Raw genomic sequence first — 17,957 nt, forward strand, 5'->3', positions numbered from 1 at the left:
AGGCGCGCCGGTTCAACTCCGGCGATCACGCACCTTGTAGGACGACGGCCACGACTGCCGGGTGTCGTCGCCGACCAGCGGCACACCCTTGCTGCCGATCCGGACGTCGTAGGCCTCCTTGCCCGCACCCACCTCGCGGTTGGCGTGCTCGGTGGCGAGATAGATCAGCTGATCGATCTCGGCCTCGGCGAAGGCCACGAACGTCGTCTTGCGCACGATCTCCTCTGCCGGCGGCACCATCCGCTCGGGCAGCAGCCGCGTCAGCAGTGCGGCGACGCCCAGCAGAGAGAAGGGCACCACCCAGTAGCAGACGAACGACAGCGGCGTGCGGGTGTCGAGGATCGTGGCGTCGCCCTGGACGAGCGGCGGGATCAGCGACGACACCGTCATGCCGGCGAACGCCGCGATCCACACCCAGGTCAGTGTCGAGGTGATACGGGCGAAGACGTCGCTGTCGATCACCTCTTTGGGCTGGCCCACTTCGGCGAACTCGCGGACGAACGGCTTGCCGATCAGCGCGCTGACCAAGGTGACCGCGAAGATGCCGGCGTTGCTGAGGGGCTGGATCCACGTCTCCATGAAGGACTGACTCACCGTGAACGTCAGCACCGCCAGGACCACAAACGTTGCGACAGCACCGATTTCGAGTGTGCGTCCGGGCGAGCGCCGCACCCGGGCGACGACGAATGCGGCGACAGCCACGGCCAACGCGACCAGGACCGCGGCGGTGAACGGCACGTTGCCGACCAGAACCCAGTAGACGATCCACGGTGCGAAGCCGAAGAGTATTCCCACGAGCGCTCAGTGTATTGAGCGGCGCCGGCAGCCACGACTGCACGCGGCCACCCGTTAGGTTGGTGGTCGTGACGCGACGGGTCAACGTCTCCTCCGGCTCGGCGTTCGAGTCCGAGGTCGGGTACTCGCGCGCGGTGCGCATCGGCGCGCACATCGCCGTGGCCGGGACCACCGCCGCGGGAGACAGCCCGGCGGCGCAGACCCGAGAGGCGTTGCGCCGCATCGAGGTGGCGCTCAGCGAGGTCGGCGCGTCCCTGTCCGACGTCGTGCGCACCCGGATCTTCGTCACCGACATCAGCTGCTGGCGCGAGGTCGGCGCGGTACACGCCGAGGTGTTCTCCGACATCCGGCCGGCGGCCACGATGGTCGAGGTGTCGGCGCTCATCGCGCCCGACCTCGTCGTCGAGATCGAGGTCGACGCCTACGCCGAGAGCTAAACCAGCGGCGCGAAGGCGCCGTCGGCGTCCGGCAGGTAGGGAGTGACGCGGATCACAGCCTCAACCGGCAGTTCGCCGAACAAATGTGGGAACACCATGCCATCGGGATCCCCCGGGACCCCAGGCTCCCAGCGAACAGGAGAGGTCAGCCGTGCCCCGTCGATGCGCAGCAGCACCAGGTCCGTGCGACCGGCGTACAGCCGGTTCGCGGGCAGGTGGACCTGCTGCGGGGTGGACAGGTGCACGAAGCCGACCTCGGTCAGCGACGGCGGCGAGTGCACGCCGCGCCGCTGCGCCGTTGCCCACTCCTCGGCACCGCACAGATGCACCAGTTCTTCCTCGGCTGGCATACCGGCAGCCCCTTCCGCTCGCAACGCGGGGGGTCGTGAGACACGACACACCCGTAAACCGCCGGGGAACAAGGCCGGAACCCCAAGCGTCTGACACAGTAGAAGTACGTCGCTACACCCTATGGAGGTGCCATGACCGCAACGCTCACCAGTCCCGAATTGACCAAGGCTGACCGCTGCGACCGTTGTGGTGCGGCAGCCCGGGTGCGCGCGAAGCTTCCTTCGGGAGCCGAGCTGCTGTTCTGCCAGCACCACGCCAACGAGCACGAGGCCAAGCTGGTCGAACTCGCCGCGGTCATCGAAGTGAGTCCGCTGGAGCCGTAGCGCTGAATCGGCCATGCTGGTCTGGTCATGACTGACCAGTCACAGGGGCCGGATTCGCGGCCGTCGTCGCAGAGGACGAGACCATCACGCCATCACGTCCGCCGTGTCGCCTTACGGACACTGTCGAAAAGCTGGGACGATTCCATCTTTTCGGAGTCGGCTCAGGCTGCGTTCTGGTGCGCTCTGTCACTTCCGCCACTGCTGCTCGGCATGCTCGGGAGCCTGGCCTACATCGCTCCGCTGTTCGGCCCGGACACGCTTCCGGTCATCGAGAGCCAGCTGATCAGTACGGCGGCGAGGTTCTTCTCACCGAATGTGGTGAGCGAGATCATCGAACCGACGGTGCGCGACATCGTGCGCGGCGCGCGCGGCGAGGTGGTCTCGATCGGCTTCGTGATCTCGCTGTGGGCCGGCTCGTCGGCGATCTCGGCGTTCGTCGACTCCATCACCGAGGCGCATGACCAGACCCCGCTGCGACACCCTGTGCGGCAACGGTTCTACGCGCTGGGGCTGTATGTGGTGATGCTCGTCGGGGCGATCGCCACCGCACCGTTCCTCGCCCTGGGCCCGCGCAAGGTCGCCGAGTTCATTCCGGACAGCTGGGACAACGTGCTGCGCTACGGCTACTACCCGGTGTTGTTCGTGGCGATCACGGTGGCGGTGAACGTGCTGTACCGAGTCTCGCTGCCCAAGCCGCTGCCGACGCACCGGCTGCTACTGGGGTCGGTGCTGGCGACGACGGTGTTCCTGGTCGCCACGTGGGGGCTCCGGTTGTACCTGACCTGGATCACCAGCACGGGCTACACCTACGGGGCCTTGGCTACGCCGATCGCGTTCCTGTTGTTCGCGTTCTTCCTCGGGTTCGCGATCATGATGGGCGCGGAACTCAACGCCGCGATCGAGGAGGAATGGCCGGCGCCGAGCACGCATGCCACCCGGGTGCGCGGCTGGCTCGAGGCCCGGGCGGAAGCCTTCGGCGCGAACGGCTCGGCGCCTTCGGGCGACGCGCAGACGAAGCCGGTCGTCCCCGCGGCTCCCGACTCCCCTACTTCTTGAGCTGGTCGTAGATCCGCTTGCAGTCCGGGCAGACCGGCGAGCCCGGCTTGGCCGAACGGGTGACCGGGAACACCTCGCCGCACAGCGCCACCACGTGGGTTCCCATGACCGCGCTCTCGGCGATCTTGTCCTTCTTGACGTAGTGGAAGTACTTCGGGGTGTCGCTGTCGGTGCCGTCGTCGACGCGTTCGTCGGTGTCGGTGCGCTCGATGGTGTCGGTCTGCATGAGGCCATTCTGCCTGGGAATGAAACGGTAATAAATGCGACGGGCATTGCCCGTCTCGGATGTGGAACAGTGGAGATATGAAACAAAGCCCTGAGCTGAGTTTCGACGACGAGGGCCGGCCGGTCCTGATCACCCGAGCCGCTCCCGCCTACGAGGAACAGCACCGTCAGCGGGTGCGGAAGTATCTGACCCTGATGTCCTTCCGCATCCCTTCCCTGATCCTGGCCGCGGTCGCCTACGGCATCTGGCACAACGGCCTCGTCTCCCTGGCCATCGTCGTGGTGGCGATCCCGCTGCCGTGGATGGCGGTGTTGATCGCCAACGACCGCCCGCCGCGACGGGCGGAGGAGCCCCGCCGGTACCAGAACCAGAAACGCATTCCGCTGTTCCCGACCGCCGAGCGGCCGGCTCTGGACATCGCCCCTCCCCGGGCGCCGCAACCTGACGCCGACGGTTTCGGCGGCGGGGATCGCAGCTGAGCGCGTTCTGGCTCATTTCTCAGCACATTCTCAGGTCGACCTCCGATAACCGCAGTTCAGGACGTGTGAACCGGGCGGAACGTGGGAACTCTCAGCGCGTCTAGGGCGTTGTAGCTCTTGAAAGTTCCACCCGATCAGGAGGCCGTCATGGCAAATGCCACCACCAGCCGCATGGACCAAGACCTCGACGCTCAGAGCCCTGCCGCCGACCTTGTGCGCGTGTATCTGAACGGCATCGGCAAGACGGCGCTACTCAACGCTGCCGACGAGGTCGAGCTGGCCAAGCGGATCGAGGCGGGGCTGTACGCTCGGCACCTTCTGGACACGCGGAAACGGTTGGGCGAGAACCGCAAACGCGATCTGGCCGCGGTGGTCCGGGACGGCGAGGCCGCCCGGCGGCACCTGCTCGAGGCGAACCTGCGCCTGGTCGTGTCGCTGGCCAAGCGCTACACCGGCCGCGGGATGCCGCTGCTCGACCTGATCCAGGAGGGCAACCTCGGCCTGATCCGGGCGATGGAGAAGTTCGACTACAGCAAGGGCTTCAAGTTCTCGACGTACGCGACCTGGTGGATCCGGCAGGCCATCACGCGCGGCATGGCCGACCAGAGCCGCACCATCCGGCTCCCCGTCCACCTCGTCGAGCAGGTCAACAAGCTCGCCCGCATCAAGCGGGAGATGCACCAGAACCTCGGCCGCGAGGCCACCGACGAGGAGCTGGCCGCCGAGTCGGGCATCCCGGTCGAGAAGATCACCGATCTGCTCGAGCACAGCCGCGACCCGGTGAGCCTGGACATGCCGGTCGGCAGTGACGAGGAAGCCCCGCTGGGCGACTTCATCGAGGACGCCGAGGCGATGTCGGCGGAGAACGCGGTCATCTCCGAGCTGCTGCACACCGACATCCGCTACGTGCTGGCCACCCTCGACGAGCGGGAGCAGCAGGTGATCCGGCTGCGCTTCGGCCTCGACGACGGCCAGCCCCGCACGCTCGACCAGATCGGCAAGCTGTTCGGCCTCTCGCGGGAGCGGGTGCGCCAGATCGAGCGCGAGGTGATGGCCAAGCTCCGCAACGGTGAGCGCGCCGACCGCCTGCGCTCGTACGCCAGCTGATCGCAGACATCCCGCACAGAGACGATGCCCGCCGTGTACACGGCGGGCATCGTCGCTTTCCGGGCCTGTTGAGAGATTTACGAATCGATCACTTGTGATCTGTTCTGTAATCCATTTAACATGATGTATGCGTTCCTCGCGTCTCGCCCGCACGGTGACCCTGGTCGTCGTCGCGCTGGGCGTCGCGTGCGCCGCATGTAGCAACCCGGCCAACTCGGCCGGTCCTCCCCCGATCGACGGGCTCGCCGGGATCGACGTCCCCGTCGACGAGAACGCGCGGGCCGCGCTGCCCGCCGACATCCGTACCGCCGGCGTGGTGCGCGTCGCCACGGACGTCCCCTACGCGCCGTTCGAGATGTTCGAGTCCAACGGCGGCTCGACGATCGTCGGGCTCGACTACGACCTCGGCCAGGCACTCGCCAAGACGCTGGGCATCCGGTTCGAGTTCGCCCAGCAGGCGTTCGACGGCATCATCCCCGCCATCCAGGCCCGCAAGTTCGACATCGTGATGTCGGCGATGACCGACACCAAGGAACGCCAGGGCGTGCTGGACTTCGTCGACTACTCCGTCTCCGGCAGCGGAATCCTGGTGGCCAAGGGCAACCCCCACGGCATCACGACCCTGACCGATCTGTGCGGGCGCGACGTGGCGGTGCAGAGCGGCAGCAAGCAGGCCAAGATGCTGACCGGCGACGACAACCCGTGCCGTGCGGCGGGCAAGCCCGATCCCGTCGTCGCGCAGAAGCCCAAGGACACCGACGCACAACTGGCGCTGCTGAGCGGTCAGGTGGTCGCGGACTTCATGGACAAGCCGGCCGCCGGATACGCCGCCAAGACCGCCGGGGACGGCAAGTACTTCGAGGTGGTGCACGACCCTGCCGCACCGGGCGGGATCGACGCCACCCCGAACGGCATCGGCGTCGGCAAGGACCGGCCCGAGCTGACCGAGGCGATCCGCCGGGCGCTGCAGCGCCTGATCGACGACGGCACCTACACCAGGATCCTCACCGCATGGGGCGAGTCCGGGATCGCGATCACGAAGGCAACCATCAACGCAGGCGAGAGCTGACTCATGGACATCGCGGCACGCAACGCCACCCACCGGCCGGCACCGACCACCCCGGACGCCGAGACCATGGAGACCATCCCGGCACGCCACCCGCTGCGCTGGGTGAGCGCCGCGGTGGTGGTCGCCATCGCCGTGAGCGTCGTCGTCTCGCTGGCCACCAACGACAACCTGAAGTGGTCGGTCGTCGGGGACTACCTGTTCAGCCGACTGGTCTTCGAGGGGCTGTGGACGACGCTGTGGCTCACCGTCGCCGCGATGATCATCGGCATCGTCGGCGGGGTGATGCTGGCGGTGATGCGGCTGTCGGCCAACCCGATCCTGTCCGGGCTCGCAGGGTTGTTCGTCTGGGTGTTCCGCGGCACGCCGCTGCTGGTGCAGATCATCTTCTGGGGCTACCTTGGCGCGCTGTACCCGCAGCTGATCTTCGGCATCCCGTTCACCGACATCGTCTTCTTCGACAAGTCGACGAGCACGATCGTCACCGGATCGGTGGCCGCGCTGCTCGCCCTGGGGCTCAACGAGATGGCGTACGCCTCGGAGATCGTGCGGGCCGGTCTGCTCGCCGTCGACGACGGCCAGACCGAGGCCGCGTTCTCGCTGGGCATGACGCCGGCGGCCACCACCCGGCGGATCGTGCTGCCGCAGGCGATGCGGGTGATCGTTCCGCCGATGGGCAACGAGACCATCACGATGCTCAAGTCGACGGCGCTGGTGTCGGTGATCTCCGGACACGATCTGCTGACGAACCTGCAGAACGTCTACTCGCAGAACTTCGAGGTGATCCCGCTGCTGATCGTCGCCAGCATCTGGTACCTGGTGCTGACCAGCCTGCTGTCGATCCCGCAGGCGTGGCTGGAACGGCGCTACTCACGCGGCACGCTGCCGCTCGGCAACGACGGTCCGCTGACCCGCCTGACCGGGCTGCGGCTACGGCGCCCGGCGAAGAAGTCAGGAGAACACTCGTGACGACGACACACGCGCGGCCGATGGTCGAGGCCGAGAAGGTGCACAAGCGCTTCGGCCACCTGGAGGTGCTGCGCGGAATCGACCTGACGGTGCAGACCGGCCAGGTGATGTGCCTGCTGGGGCCGAGCGGCTCCGGGAAGAGCACCTTCCTGCGGTGCATCAACCACCTCGAGAAGATCGACTCCGGCCGGCTGTCGGTCGACGGTCAACTGGTGGGCTACCGCGTCGACGGCAACAAGCTGCGCGAACTGACCACCAAGGAGGTCAGCAGGCGCCGCGCGGGCATCGGCATGGTCTTCCAGCGCTTCAACCTCTTCGGGCACATGACGGCGCTGAAGAACATCATCGAGGCCCCGATGCAGGTCAAGGGCGTCAGCCGGGACGTCGCGGTGGCCGAGGCGCGCGAGCTGCTCGACCGGGTCGGGCTCGCCGACAAGGCCGACGCGTACCCCTCGGCGCTGTCCGGCGGTCAGCAGCAGCGGGTGGCGATTGCCCGGGCCCTGGCGATGAAACCGCAGCTGATGTTGTTCGACGAGCCCACCTCGGCGCTCGACCCGGAACTCGTGGGCGACGTGCTGGCCGTGATCCGCGATCTCGCCGCCGACGGTATGACGATGGTGGTCGTCACCCACGAGATCGGGTTCGCGCGCGAGGTCGCCGACGTCGTGGTGTTCATGGACGGCGGCGTGATCGTGGAGTCCGGGGACCCGCAGCAGGTGCTGGTCGACCCGCGGGAGAGCCGCACCCGCGCGTTCCTGTCGAAGGTGCTGTGAGCCTGTCCCCCGGCGCTGCGTATGCGCTTGCCGCCGAACGGTATCCGGCGTTCGTCGCCGACCTGGCCACGTTGGTCGGCATCGATTCCGAGTCCTCCGACGCCGACGGGGTCAACCGGATCGCCGACGTCGTGTGCGACCGCGCGCTGCGGTCGGGTTGCCGTGTCGAGCGGGCCACCGGCGGGACGCACGGCGGCATCCGCCTGGGCGATCGGGTGGTCGTGCGCCGATCGGGGTCCGGCACGGCACGCGTGCTGATGCTGGCGCACATGGACACCGTGTTCGCGCGCGGCACCGCCGCGGCGCGGCCGTTCCGCGTGGCCGACGGGCGGGCGTACGGACCCGGGGTGTGTGACGACAAGGCGGGCCTGCTGGCCGGGCTGACGGTGCTGGACATCCTGGCGGGCGCGCAGGCGCACAGCGTCGCCGAGGTGGTGCTGTTGTGCGTTCCCGACGAGGAGATCGGGTCGCCGACGAGCCGGGACGAGATCGCCCGGCTGGCCGCCGAGTCCGACGTCGTGCTCAGCCTCGAAGGCGCGCGCGAAGACGGGTCGCTGGTCTCCAGCCGTAAGGGCATCGCCGACATCACCGTCACGCTGACCGGCCGCGCCGCGCACCCCGGCGTCGACTTCGAGCGCGGCGCGAACGCGGTGGTCGCCGCGGCGCTGCTGGTCGCCGACGCGCACCGCATCAATGCCGAGGTGCCCGGGGTCCGGGTCAACGTCGGCAGGATCTCCGGCGGCGAGCGGGTCAACGTCGTGGCGGCGTCGGCCGCGGTCGAACTCGAGGTCCGGGTCGATCCGCAACCCGGACTGGACGAGGCCATCGGCCGGGTCCGGCGACTCGTCGACACCCCGTACGTGCCGGGTGTCACCGCATCGATGACGGTCTCGAACGCCTGCCCGCCGATGCGGCGGGATCCGCGGCAGGACGTGGTGCTCGACGAGGTGCGCTCGGTGGCACGCGAGCTGGGATTCGCGGTCGGTGACGTGTCGACCGGCGGTGCGGCCGACGCCAACTACGCCGCCGCGGCGGGTGTGCCGACGCTCGACGGGCTGGGGCCGGTCGGCGGCGACGACCATTCGGTGGACGAGTGGCTGGACCTGGACAGCGTGGTGCCGCGGATCGCGATGCTCGCGTGCCTGATCGCCCGGCTGCCGGCCGCGATAGGTTGCGTCGGAGCCGCGACGAGAGCCGACTGAAGGACAACCGATGTGAGTGGGATCGCCGATCAGCTGCGCGACCGCCTGGGTGATGCGAGTCCCGCCGAACGCAAGGTCGGCCGCGTGCTGCTGTCCGGCTACCCGCTGCTGGCCCTCGAGACGGCGACCACGGTGGCGCACCGCGCGGAGGTCAGCACGCCGACGGTCATCCGGCTGGTGACCCGGTTGGGTTACCGCGGCTACCCCGACTTCCAGCAGGCGGTGCGGGCCGAGATGGCCGACGCGGGTGCGTCTCCGGCCGCCCTTTACGACGCGCAGGAGTTCGCGTCGACGGCCACCACCGACCCCGCGGAGCTGACCCGACGCACCGCCCCCACCGTGGCAGCCGCCGTGCACGACACGATGACCGCGCTGCCGGAGGCCGAATTGTCCGGCGCCGTGGCACTTCTCGCCGATCCGAAGCGCCGAATCCATCTGGTGGGCGGACGGTTCAGTGGGCTGATCGCGCACTACCTGTGCCTGCACCTGACCCAGATGCGCGCCGGTGTGCAGATGCTGCCCTCGACCGCGGTGGAGCGATCGGCCGTCGTCTCCGACATGGGTCGGCGCGATGTGCTGGTCGCGTTCGACTACCGGCGGTACGAGCCGTCGACGGCCGGGGTCGCCCGCTGGGTCCGCGAACGCGGCGGAGCGGTGATCTTGTTCACCGATCCGTGGTTGTCGCCCACGGCATCCCAGGCGTCGATCGTGCTGCCGTGCCGCGTCGATGCACCGTCGCCCTACGACAGCATGGTCCCGACCATGGCCGTCGCCGAGCTGCTCGTCACCGGCGTGCTCGCAGCACTGGGAGACGGGGCGCTGGCCAGAATGCGGGAGATCGACGACGCCGCGACCGCGCTGGACATGTACTGACCCGCCCGGGCCCGGGTCGGGCCATATCAGCCGCCGTTTCCCGTAGAATCGTCCGCGAAGAAGGGTGACCTAATGAACGACTTGGTCGATACCACCGAGATGTATCTGCGGACGATCTACGACCTCGAGGAAGAGGGCGTGATCCCGCTGCGCGCGCGTATCGCAGAACGCCTCGAGCAGAGCGGCCCCACCGTGAGCCAGACCGTCTCGCGGATGGAGCGCGACGGCCTGCTGCACGTCGCCGGAGACCGGCACCTCGAACTGACCGACAAGGGCCGCGCCCTGGCCGTGGCGGTGATGCGCAAGCACCGTCTCGCCGAACGCCTGCTGGTCGATGTGATCGGCCTGCCGTGGGAGGAAGTCCACGCCGAGGCGTGCCGCTGGGAGCACGTGATGAGCGAGGACGTCGAGCGCCGGCTCGTCCAGGTGCTCGACAACCCGACGACATCGCCGTTCGGCAACCCCATTCCGGGTCTGTCCGAACTCGGGGTGGACGACCTGATCAACGACGCCCAGAACCTCGTGCGGTTGACCGAACTGCCCGCCGGCATGCCCGTCGCGGTCGTGGTGCGCCAGCTGACCGAGCACGTACAGGGCGACGTCGAGCTCATCGCCCGGCTCAAGGATGCCGGCGTGGTGCCGAACGCCCGCGTCACCGTCGAGGTCAACGACCACGGCGGCGTGATGATCGTCATTCCGGGCCACGAGCAGGTCGAACTGCCCCACGAGATGGCGCACGCCGTCAAGGTCGAGAAGGTCTGAGGCACTAGCCCGCCCGCCTGCCGAACGCCTGCCGCGGCGGCAACCGCACCCCGAGTTGCGACGCCAGCCGGTAGCCGGTGCGGGCGAGCTCGCGGATCTGTTCCGGCCGCATGCCCGACTGCAGAGCCTGATCGAGCATGCCCGCCATCCGGTGCAGCGGCGCACACGTCAGCGCCGCGTCCAGCGAGATCCCCGCGAGGGGGCCGTCACCGCGCGCGTATGCCGAAAAGGCAAGCAGCACAAGCGCTTCCACGCGCCACGGCGACGGTAACCGGCGCGACAGGTCGGCCCACAACGACTCGGCGACCCCGGCCCGGTCCCCGACCGCCAGCGCATAGAGGGTGTCCCGCACCCGCGGGTCGGTGAGCGAGCGCGCCAGCCGAACGGTCTGCTCGTCGCGCAGCGCCGTGCCGGCGGCGAGCTGCTCGGCGCACGCCAGCGCGTGCTCGATGTCGCTGCGTGCCAGCGCACCCGCGCGGTCTCCATCGAGCGGCCCTGCCTGCTCGATCATCGCGGCCAGTTCCGCACTGCGCTGCGGGTCGGCCACCGCGACCACCTCCACGAGCTCGTCGCGCCGGGCGTAGAGGCGCCGCCCGTCGAGCACCGCGGCCGCCGCGACCGGCGAGGCGCTGGGATCCTCCACCCGCCCCGAGGCCCCGCAGCCGTCCGCGCACACCCAGGTGCCACCGGCGGCGACGACGTCGACGACATGGGCGGCCAGCAGCTCGACGCCCCAGCGGGCCAGCTCAACGGTCAACTCGTGCGCCAGTTCGCGGTGCTCGTCGGCGCACATCGGACAGCCCGCGCCCTCGTCGTCGACGATCACCGCGATCACCGCCTCCGCACCGGCGGTCGCCGCCATCTCGGCCAGGTGCGGCACCCGGGGGTCCGCGAGGTCGGCGCGCAGGATCGCCCCCATCTCGTCGTCGGCCGCCGTGACGACCACGATCGATTTCTCCGGCACGAAACCGAGGACGGCGGGCAGCGCCGCGATCAGGTCGCCGGGCCGGTCGAGAGGGGATTCAGGATGGGATGTCGAGGCCATGGGGCCAACCTCGCAACAACCACCGACGCTGGGCGGCCGACGGTGTCGCGGACCGGCCGATCTGTGGATGAAATCGCCTTTGGGGAGCGATCGGGCGTCAGGTGTTCACATGAAGTTGACGTCCGTCGGCATGCGCACCGTCGGCATCCGGCGTACATGTAGTGACCATGGCTTCGATGCTGGAGTACGACCTGGTCGTCATCGGTTCGGGTCCCGGCGGGCAGAAAGCCGCCATCGCCGCCGCCAAGCTCGGCAAGTCCGTGGCGGTGGTGGAACGCGGACGGATGCTCGGCGGAGTGTGCGTGAACACCGGAACCATCCCGTCCAAGACGCTGCGCGAAGCGGTCGTGTACCTGACCGGGATGAGTCAGCGCGAACTCTACGGCGCCAGCTACCGGGTCAAGGAGAAGATCACCCCGGCCGACCTGCTGGCCCGCACCACCCACGTCATCGGCAAGGAACAGGACGTGGTCCGCTCTCAGCTGATGCGCAACCGCATCGACCTGATCTCGGGCCACGGCCGGTTCGTCGATCCGCACACCGTGCTGGTGGAAGAACCCCACCGCGGCGAGCGCACCACGGTCACCGGCGAGTACATCGTCATCGCGACGGGCACCAAACCGGCGCGGCCGGACGGTGTCGAGTTCGACGAGGAGCGGGTGCTCGACTCCGACGGCATCCTCGACCTCAAGACGCTGCCGACGTCGATGGTCGTGGTCGGGGCCGGCGTGATCGGCATCGAGTACGCGTCGATGTTCGCCGCGCTCGGCACCAAGGTGACCGTCGTCGAGAAGCGCGAGAACATGCTCGACTTCTGCGACCCGGAGATCATCGAATCGCTGAAGTTCCACCTGCGGGACCTGGCGGTGACGTTCCGGTTCGGGGAGGAGGTGACGGCGGTCGACATCGGGGCGACCGGCACGGTCACGACGCTGGCCAGCGGCAAGAAGATCCCGGCCGAGACCGTGATGTACTCCGCGGGCCGCCAGGGGCAGACCGATCAGCTCGATCTGGCCAGCGCCGGACTCGAGGCCGACCACCGCGGCCGCATCTTCGTCGACGACAACTTCTGCACCAAGGTCGACCACATCTACGCCGTCGGTGACGTCATCGGCTTCCCCGCCCTGGCCGCCACGTCGATGGATCAGGGCCGGCTCGCCGCGTACCACGCCTTCGGAGAGCCCTGCAAGGGCATGACCGAGCTGCAGCCGATCGGCATCTACTCCATTCCCGAGGTGTCCTATGTCGGCGCCACCGAGGTGCAGCTCACCAAGGACGCCGTCCCGTACGAGGTGGGGGTGTCGCGCTACCGCGAGCTGGCCCGCGGCCAGATCGCCGGCGACTCCTACGGCATGCTCAAGCTGCTGGTGTCCACCGAGGACCTGCGGCTGCTCGGCGTGCACATCTTCGGCACGAGCGCGACCGAGATGGTGCACATCGGGCAGGCGGTGATGGGGTGCGGCGGCACCGTGGAGTACCTCGTCGACGCGGTGTTCAACTACCCGACGTTCTCCGAGGCCTACAAGGTCGCGGCGCTGGACGTGATGAACAAGCTGCGCGCCCTCAACCAGTTCCGCACCTAGTCGCAGCCGTCGTCGAACGCGGCCGGCGGGATGTCGGCCGGTCCGCCGGCCTCGGCCCGTGCCATCAGCGCCGGCAGGGCCCCGTCGAAGCGCGGCGAGTACGACACCTCGTCGAGGCAGCCCCCGCCGTCGAGGCCGCCGATCACGCCCACCACGGTCGAGCCCGCGATCCACGGCGCACCGGAGAACCCGGCGACGATCCCGTCGCAGTGCACCGACGGGAAGTCGTCGCGCGGGGCGACGGTGGCGGCCGTGCAGGCCGTCGGCCCGCCGCCGACCCCGTAGCCGTAGCCGACCACGGTCACGTCGGTTCCCGGCGCGGGTGCCGGACCCAGGTGCAGACCGCCGCCGGCGAGCGTCTGCAGGGCCGGCTCGTCGTCGCGGCTCACCCGCGCGATCGCGTAGTCGGCCGCCGGATCCTGATCACGCACCCAGCGTGGGTCGAGGTAGACCGCCTCGAGGTGACGGGGTTCGGCGGGGTTGGTGTCGGAGAAGCCGGGGATGAAGGTGGCGTCGAGACCGTCGGCCATGCAGTGCGCGGCGGTCAGGATCAGGTCGGCGACGGCGGAGCTCAGCACCGAGGCAGTGCAGACGTGCAGCCCGTCCGCACCCAGGAACACGGCGCCGACGCGCGGATCGGGTGGCACCGGGTGCGCCGACGGCGGCGTCGAGTTCACCGGCTCGGCCGCCTGGGGCGGAGCCGGATAGGCGGCTCCGCACGAGGTCAGCACCGCCGCGGCCAGGGCGGCCGCGGCGAGCCTGAGGAGTGCGGGCGGGCACATACCCACCGATCCTCCCCCATGCGCCGCTGTCGTGACGGCCGGCGCGGTACGCGGGCACGGAATGTCACGCCGGTGTGCGCGTGTTCGAACAAGAGGGTGACGCCCGCGGTACCGCTGTGGCGGCGATGCACCGGTGAGGGACACTGGACATTCACCCGACAGACAGTGAGGAGGCCATCGAGATGGCTGACGACGAGGAACCGGGTCAGCGCTACCAACCCGAGCAGACCGGCATGTACGAGCTCGAATTCCCCGCGCCCTCGCTCTCGTCCCCCGATGGCCGCGGCCCGGTGCTGATCCATGCGCTGGAGGGCTTCTCCGACGCGGGCAGGGCCATCAAATTGGCCGCCGAGCACCTGAAGAACACGCTGGACACCGAGTTGGTGGCGTCGTTCGCGATCGACGAGCTGCTGGACTACCGGTCCCGGCGGCCGCTGATGACGTTCAAGACCGATCACTTCACCAGCTACGACGAGCCCGAGCTCAACCTCTACGCGTTGCGCGACACCGCCGGCACGCCGTTTCTGCTGCTCGCCGGCCTGGAGCCGGATCTGCGTTGGGAGCGGTTCATCAGCGCGGTCCGGTTGCTGTCCGAGCGGCTGGCGGTGCGCCGGGTGATCGGGCTGGGCGCCATCCCGATGGCGGTGCCGCACACCCGGCCGATGACGCTGACGGCGCATTCCAACGACAAGGAACTGATCGCCGAGCACCAGCCGTGGGTCGGCGAGGTGGCGGTGCCGGGCAGCGTCTCGAACCTGCTGGAGTTCCGGATGGCCCAGCACGGCTACGAGGTGGTGGGGTTCACCGTGCACGTGCCGCACTACCTGGCCCAGACCGACTACCCCGCGGCCGCGGAGACGTTGCTCTCCGAGGTGGCCCGCAGCGGTTCCCTGCAGATCCCGACCGCCGAGCTCAGCCGGGCCGCCGCCGAGGTCGCAGAGAAGATCAACGAGCAGGTGGCGGCCAGTGCCGAGGTCGCTCAGGTGGTGGAGGCACTGGAGAGGCAATACGATGCCTTCGTTGCCGCACAGGAGAACCGGTCCCTTCTGGCGCGCGACGAGGATCTGCCCAGCGGTGAGGAATTGGGTGCCGAATTCGAACGGTTCCTCGCCCAACAGGCCGGTGAATACACCAAGGACAAGGACAAAGAGGACCCCAGGGACAACACCTAGCCGTCCCCGCCGGTCCCCAGCTTTCCGTCCCGACGACGAAGTGGGCGACATGACCGTGACGAGAGACTGTCCGCGATGACCGAACGCAAGCCGAACCTGCGCTCCGTCCGGGAACTCACACCCACGCTGCACTACCGCACCATCCACGGGTACCGCCGGGCGTACCGCATCGCGGGGTCCGGTCCGGCGATCCTGCTCATCCACGGCATCGGGGACAACTCCACGACCTGGAGCACCGTGCAGACCACGCTTGCGCAGCGCTTCACCGTCATCGCCCCCGACCTGCTGGGCCACGGCAGGTCCGACAAGCCCCGCGCCGACTACTCGGTGGCCGCGTACGCCAACGGCATGCGCGATCTGCTCAGCGTGCTCGACATCGACAGCGTCACCGTGGTCGGGCACTCCCTGGGCGGCGGCGTGGCGATGCAGTTCGCCTACCAGTTCCCCCAACTGGTCGAGCGGCTGATCCTCGTCGGGGCCGGCGGGGTCACCAAGGACGTCAACATCGCGTTGCGCTTCGCCTCACTGCCGATGGGCAGCGAAGCCCTCGCCCTGCTGCGCCTGCCGCTGGTGTTGCCGGCGCTGCAGGTGCTCGGACGGCTGGGCGGGGCACTGTTCGGTTCCACCGGCGCCGGCCGCGATATCCCGGACATGCTGCGGATCCTCGCCGATCTGCCGGAACCGACGGCGTCGTCGGCGTTCGCGCGGACGCTGCGCGCCGTGGTGGACTGGCGCGGCCAGGTGGTGACGATGCTCGACCGGTGCTATCTGACGCAATCGGTCCCGGTGCAACTGATCTGGGGCAGCGGGGATTCGGTCATCCCCGTCAGCCATGCCGAGATGGCGCACGCCGCGATGCCGGGGTCGCGGCTCGAGATCTTCCCGGGCTCCGGTCATTTCCCGTTCCATGACGACCCCGACCGGTTCGTCGAGGTGGTCGAGAAGTTCATCGACGGGACCGAACCCGCTGTCTACGACCAGGACTACCTGCGCACCCTGCTGCGCACCGGGATCAGCGAGAGCACGCTGTCGGGGTCGGTGGACACCCGGGTGGCCGTGCTCGACGCGATGGGTGCCGACGAGCGCAGCGCCACCTGACCCGGCCGGCACGTAGCATCGGCCTCATGGCCATCGATGTGACAGTGCTGCGGGTGTTCACCGATGAGAACGGCGGCTTCGGCAATCCGCTCGGCGTCGTCGACTCGGCCACCGTGGCGCCTTCTGACCGGCAGCGGATTGCGACCGAATTGGGTTACAGCGAAACGATTTTCGTGACACTGCCCGAACCGGGCACCCGTACGGCGCATGCCCACATCCACACCCCGACGGTAGAGCTGCCCTTTGCCGGCCACCCCACCGTCGGCGCCGCATGGTGGCTGAAGGATCGCGGCACGCCGGTCAGGACGCTGCAGGTTCCGGCGGGCATCGTGCAGGTGAGCCACTCCGGCGACATGACCTCGGTGAGCGCGCGCGCGGAGTGGGCGCCGGACTTCTCGTTCTACGAGATACCCACTGCCGAGGCGCTCGCCGCCGCCGATCCGGACGACTACGGCGACGCCGTCGAGCACTATCTGTGGACGTGGCTGGACCGCGAGGCAGGGACGATCAGGGTGCGGATGTTCGCCCCGCACCTCGGTATTCGCGAGGACGAAGCGACCGGTGCGGGCGCGGTGCGGATCACCGAACATCTCAGTCGCGACCTCACGATCATCCAGGGCCAGGGATCGATGATCCAGACCGTCTGGAGCCCCGAAGGGTGGGTGCAGGTGGCAGGACGCGTGGTCGAGGACAGCCACCGCGTCCTCGAGTGAGTGCGTCAGCTCCCCGCCGGCACCTCGCGGTGTGCGCGCAGGGCCTGGATCTCCCGCTCGAAGTCCTCGGCTGACGAGAACGACCGGTACACCGATGCGAACCTCAGGTAGGCCACCTCGTCCAGCTCGCTCAACGGTCCGAGAATGGCGAGACCGACCTCATGGCTGGGCACTTCGGGAGATCCGGTGGCACGCACCGCATCTTCGACCTTCTGCGCCAGCAGGTTGAGTGCGTCGTCGTCGACCTGGCGGCCCTGGCAGGCCCGGCGCACACCTTTGATGACCTTCTCGCGGCTGAAGGGTTCGGTGACGCCGCTGCGCTTGACCACGGCCAGCACCGCGCTCTCCACTGTGGTGAAGCGACGTCCGCACTCGGGGCAGGATCTGCGCCGCCGGATCGCCTGACCTTCGTCGGTCTCGCGGGAATCGACCACCCGCGAATCGGGGTGACGGCAGAACGGACAGTGCATCACCGCTCCTTCACCGCACCGGCAGACCGCTTCGAACGTCTTCGAGCGTACCTGCGCTGGGCGGACACAGCGCAGCAGCGGAGCCGACGGCGCGTTCCCCGCGGGGACAGTCCGCCCGGAGCGGGCACAGGAATGGTCGTGCACGGCGATCGCGCGGGTCAGGCGACCGGAGCGATGAGGGTCTGACCAGCGTCCAGCGCGACCGTCTGGAGCTTGTTCAGCTCGCGGATCTTGTCGACGACGTCGGCGACCGGCGCGTCGGGCGCCACCCGCTGGGCGACCTGCTGCAGGGACTCGCCGGTCTGCACCTGAACCACCGCGAGCCTGCCGGGCACCTCGGTCTGGCCGCCCAGCAGACCGCCGGCCTGGGCGACGAGGCCCAGCCACACGGTGATGGCGGCGGCGACCAGCGCGAGCAGCACCGTGGTGGCGGGCGTGATCGGACGGCGGCGGTGCGATGCCCGGGACACGAGGACACCGCTGCCGCGGTAGGCCATCGGCGCTCCCGCCGGGCGCTGCGAGCGGGGCCGGCGGGCGGCCGGCGTGCGGTGCGGCTGGCCGACCCGCACCGGACGCGCACTGCGGGCCGGCACGTCCCAGACGTCGGAAGTGTGGAGAACGGTCATCTGTCTGCCTCTCGGTCGGTGAGCCACATTCGCTCCTGTGTTCGAACAG

Annotated in this window: 22 protein-coding genes; 15 read left to right on the forward strand and 7 right to left on the reverse strand. The window is 69.1% G+C overall.

The features are described 5' to 3' along the window. Window positions 1–12: 12 nt before the first annotated feature. The gene (locus MCHLDSM_RS09755; RefSeq protein ID WP_048469878.1) at window positions 13–795 is read right to left on the reverse strand and encodes a hypothetical protein; all 783 of its coding nucleotides are present in this window, start codon (window positions 793–795) and stop codon (window positions 13–15) included. Window positions 796–863: 68 nt separating this feature from the next. On the opposite strand from MCHLDSM_RS09755, the gene MCHLDSM_RS09760 reads away from it, so the two are divergent. Further along, window positions 864–1,232: a RidA family protein gene (locus MCHLDSM_RS09760; RefSeq protein WP_082168834.1), complete on the forward strand. Its 369-nt coding sequence runs from the start codon at window positions 864–866 to the stop codon at window positions 1,230–1,232. Here MCHLDSM_RS09760 and MCHLDSM_RS09765 read toward each other — a convergent pair. Beyond that, the gene (locus MCHLDSM_RS09765) at window positions 1,229–1,582 is read right to left on the reverse strand and encodes a DUF952 domain-containing protein (protein ID WP_048469880.1); all 354 of its coding nucleotides are present in this window, start codon (window positions 1,580–1,582) and stop codon (window positions 1,229–1,231) included. The genes MCHLDSM_RS09760 and MCHLDSM_RS09765 overlap by 4 nt on opposite strands. 132 nt (window positions 1,583–1,714) lie before the next feature. Between MCHLDSM_RS09765 and MCHLDSM_RS09770 the strand changes: the two genes are divergently transcribed. Then, window positions 1,715–1,906, forward strand: coding sequence for a DUF7455 domain-containing protein (locus tag MCHLDSM_RS09770; RefSeq protein ID WP_043408089.1), 192 nt, complete (start codon window positions 1,715–1,717; stop codon window positions 1,904–1,906). Window positions 1,907–1,933: 27 nt separating this feature from the next. Then, window positions 1,934–2,962, forward strand: a complete 1,029-nt coding sequence (locus MCHLDSM_RS09775; RefSeq protein WP_082168807.1) for a YihY/virulence factor BrkB family protein — start codon at window positions 1,934–1,936, stop codon at window positions 2,960–2,962. Here MCHLDSM_RS09775 and MCHLDSM_RS09780 read toward each other — a convergent pair. After that, a complete protein-coding gene (locus MCHLDSM_RS09780; RefSeq protein ID WP_048469881.1) occupies window positions 2,952–3,188 on the reverse strand; it encodes a DUF3039 domain-containing protein in 237 nt (78 codons plus the stop codon). The genes MCHLDSM_RS09775 and MCHLDSM_RS09780 overlap by 11 nt on opposite strands. A 77-nt stretch (window positions 3,189–3,265) precedes the next feature. On the opposite strand from MCHLDSM_RS09780, the gene MCHLDSM_RS09785 reads away from it, so the two are divergent. The 8 genes from MCHLDSM_RS09785 (at window position 3,266) to MCHLDSM_RS09820 (ending at window position 10,419) form a co-directional block, all read left to right on the forward strand. Then, on the forward strand, window positions 3,266–3,667 hold the full coding sequence (locus tag MCHLDSM_RS09785; RefSeq protein WP_082162089.1) for a DUF3099 domain-containing protein: 402 nt from the start codon (window positions 3,266–3,268) through the stop codon (window positions 3,665–3,667). A gap of 147 nt (window positions 3,668–3,814) precedes the next feature. Next, a complete protein-coding gene (gene sigB, locus MCHLDSM_RS09790) occupies window positions 3,815–4,774 on the forward strand; it encodes a sigma-70 family RNA polymerase sigma factor SigB (protein ID WP_048469883.1) in 960 nt (319 codons plus the stop codon). A gap of 127 nt (window positions 4,775–4,901) precedes the next feature. Beyond that, complete coding sequence (locus MCHLDSM_RS09795) at window positions 4,902–5,843, forward strand: ABC transporter substrate-binding protein (protein WP_048469884.1); 942 nt, start codon at window positions 4,902–4,904, stop codon at window positions 5,841–5,843. A 3-nt stretch (window positions 5,844–5,846) separates the two neighbouring features. Further along, the gene (locus tag MCHLDSM_RS09800; RefSeq protein ID WP_048469885.1) at window positions 5,847–6,809 is read left to right on the forward strand and encodes an amino acid ABC transporter permease; all 963 of its coding nucleotides are present in this window, start codon (window positions 5,847–5,849) and stop codon (window positions 6,807–6,809) included. Between the two features lie 20 nt (window positions 6,810–6,829). Further along, the gene (locus MCHLDSM_RS09805; RefSeq protein ID WP_048469886.1) at window positions 6,830–7,582 is read left to right on the forward strand and encodes an amino acid ABC transporter ATP-binding protein; all 753 of its coding nucleotides are present in this window, start codon (window positions 6,830–6,832) and stop codon (window positions 7,580–7,582) included. Then, entirely contained in the window at window positions 7,579–8,784 is a 1,206-nt protein-coding gene (locus MCHLDSM_RS09810) for a M20/M25/M40 family metallo-hydrolase (protein ID WP_048469887.1), read from the forward strand. The genes MCHLDSM_RS09805 and MCHLDSM_RS09810 overlap by 4 nt, the downstream gene beginning before the upstream one ends. A gap of 12 nt (window positions 8,785–8,796) precedes the next feature. After that, on the forward strand, window positions 8,797–9,657 hold the full coding sequence (locus MCHLDSM_RS09815) for a MurR/RpiR family transcriptional regulator (protein WP_048469888.1): 861 nt from the start codon (window positions 8,797–8,799) through the stop codon (window positions 9,655–9,657). Between the two features lie 72 nt (window positions 9,658–9,729). Beyond that, window positions 9,730–10,419 (forward strand): iron-dependent transcriptional repressor DtxR, encoded by a 690-nt coding sequence (locus MCHLDSM_RS09820; protein ID WP_043408080.1) that lies wholly within the window; start codon window positions 9,730–9,732, stop codon window positions 10,417–10,419. Between the two features lie 4 nt (window positions 10,420–10,423). Here MCHLDSM_RS09820 and MCHLDSM_RS09825 read toward each other — a convergent pair whose 3' ends face one another. Beyond that, window positions 10,424–11,464 (reverse strand): DUF4192 domain-containing protein, encoded by a 1,041-nt coding sequence (locus MCHLDSM_RS09825; RefSeq protein WP_048469889.1) that lies wholly within the window; start codon window positions 11,462–11,464, stop codon window positions 10,424–10,426. 176 nt (window positions 11,465–11,640) lie between these two features. Between MCHLDSM_RS09825 and sthA the strand changes: the two genes are divergently transcribed. Further along, window positions 11,641–13,047: a Si-specific NAD(P)(+) transhydrogenase gene (sthA, locus tag MCHLDSM_RS09830; protein WP_178044638.1), complete on the forward strand. Its 1,407-nt coding sequence runs from the start codon at window positions 11,641–11,643 to the stop codon at window positions 13,045–13,047. Here sthA and MCHLDSM_RS09835 read toward each other — a convergent pair. Beyond that, on the reverse strand, window positions 13,044–13,829 hold the full coding sequence (locus tag MCHLDSM_RS09835; RefSeq protein WP_048469890.1) for a trypsin-like serine peptidase: 786 nt from the start codon (window positions 13,827–13,829) through the stop codon (window positions 13,044–13,046). The two genes, sthA and MCHLDSM_RS09835, sit on opposite strands and share 4 nt — an antisense overlap. 182 nt (window positions 13,830–14,011) lie before the next feature. On the opposite strand from MCHLDSM_RS09835, the gene MCHLDSM_RS09840 reads away from it, so the two are divergent. The 3 genes from MCHLDSM_RS09840 (at window position 14,012) to MCHLDSM_RS09850 (ending at window position 16,812) form a co-directional block, all read left to right on the forward strand. Further along, window positions 14,012–15,001, forward strand: coding sequence for a proteasome assembly chaperone family protein (locus MCHLDSM_RS09840; protein WP_048469891.1), 990 nt, complete (start codon window positions 14,012–14,014; stop codon window positions 14,999–15,001). 75 nt (window positions 15,002–15,076) lie between these two features. Then, window positions 15,077–16,099 carry an alpha/beta fold hydrolase gene (locus MCHLDSM_RS09845; protein ID WP_048469892.1) on the forward strand — a complete coding sequence of 341 codons (1,023 nt, stop codon included), beginning with the start codon at window positions 15,077–15,079 and terminating at the stop codon, window positions 16,097–16,099. A 26-nt stretch (window positions 16,100–16,125) separates the two neighbouring features. Beyond that, window positions 16,126–16,812, forward strand: a complete 687-nt coding sequence (locus MCHLDSM_RS09850; protein ID WP_048469893.1) for a PhzF family protein — start codon at window positions 16,126–16,128, stop codon at window positions 16,810–16,812. Between the two features lie 5 nt (window positions 16,813–16,817). Here MCHLDSM_RS09850 and nrdR read toward each other — a convergent pair whose 3' ends face one another. Both nrdR and MCHLDSM_RS09860 read right to left on the reverse strand, forming a co-directional pair. Continuing rightward, window positions 16,818–17,282, reverse strand: a complete 465-nt coding sequence (gene nrdR, locus MCHLDSM_RS09855; RefSeq protein ID WP_043408064.1) for a transcriptional regulator NrdR — start codon at window positions 17,280–17,282, stop codon at window positions 16,818–16,820. A 158-nt stretch (window positions 17,283–17,440) separates the two neighbouring features. Continuing rightward, the gene (locus tag MCHLDSM_RS09860; RefSeq protein ID WP_048417553.1) at window positions 17,441–17,908 is read right to left on the reverse strand and encodes a LysM peptidoglycan-binding domain-containing protein; all 468 of its coding nucleotides are present in this window, start codon (window positions 17,906–17,908) and stop codon (window positions 17,441–17,443) included. Between the last annotated feature and the right edge of the window lie 49 nt (window positions 17,909–17,957).

Origin of the sequence: Mycolicibacterium chlorophenolicum (genome assembly GCF_001044235.1) — a bacterium.
Lineage (GTDB): Bacteria > Actinomycetota > Actinomycetes > Mycobacteriales > Mycobacteriaceae > Mycobacterium > Mycobacterium chlorophenolicum.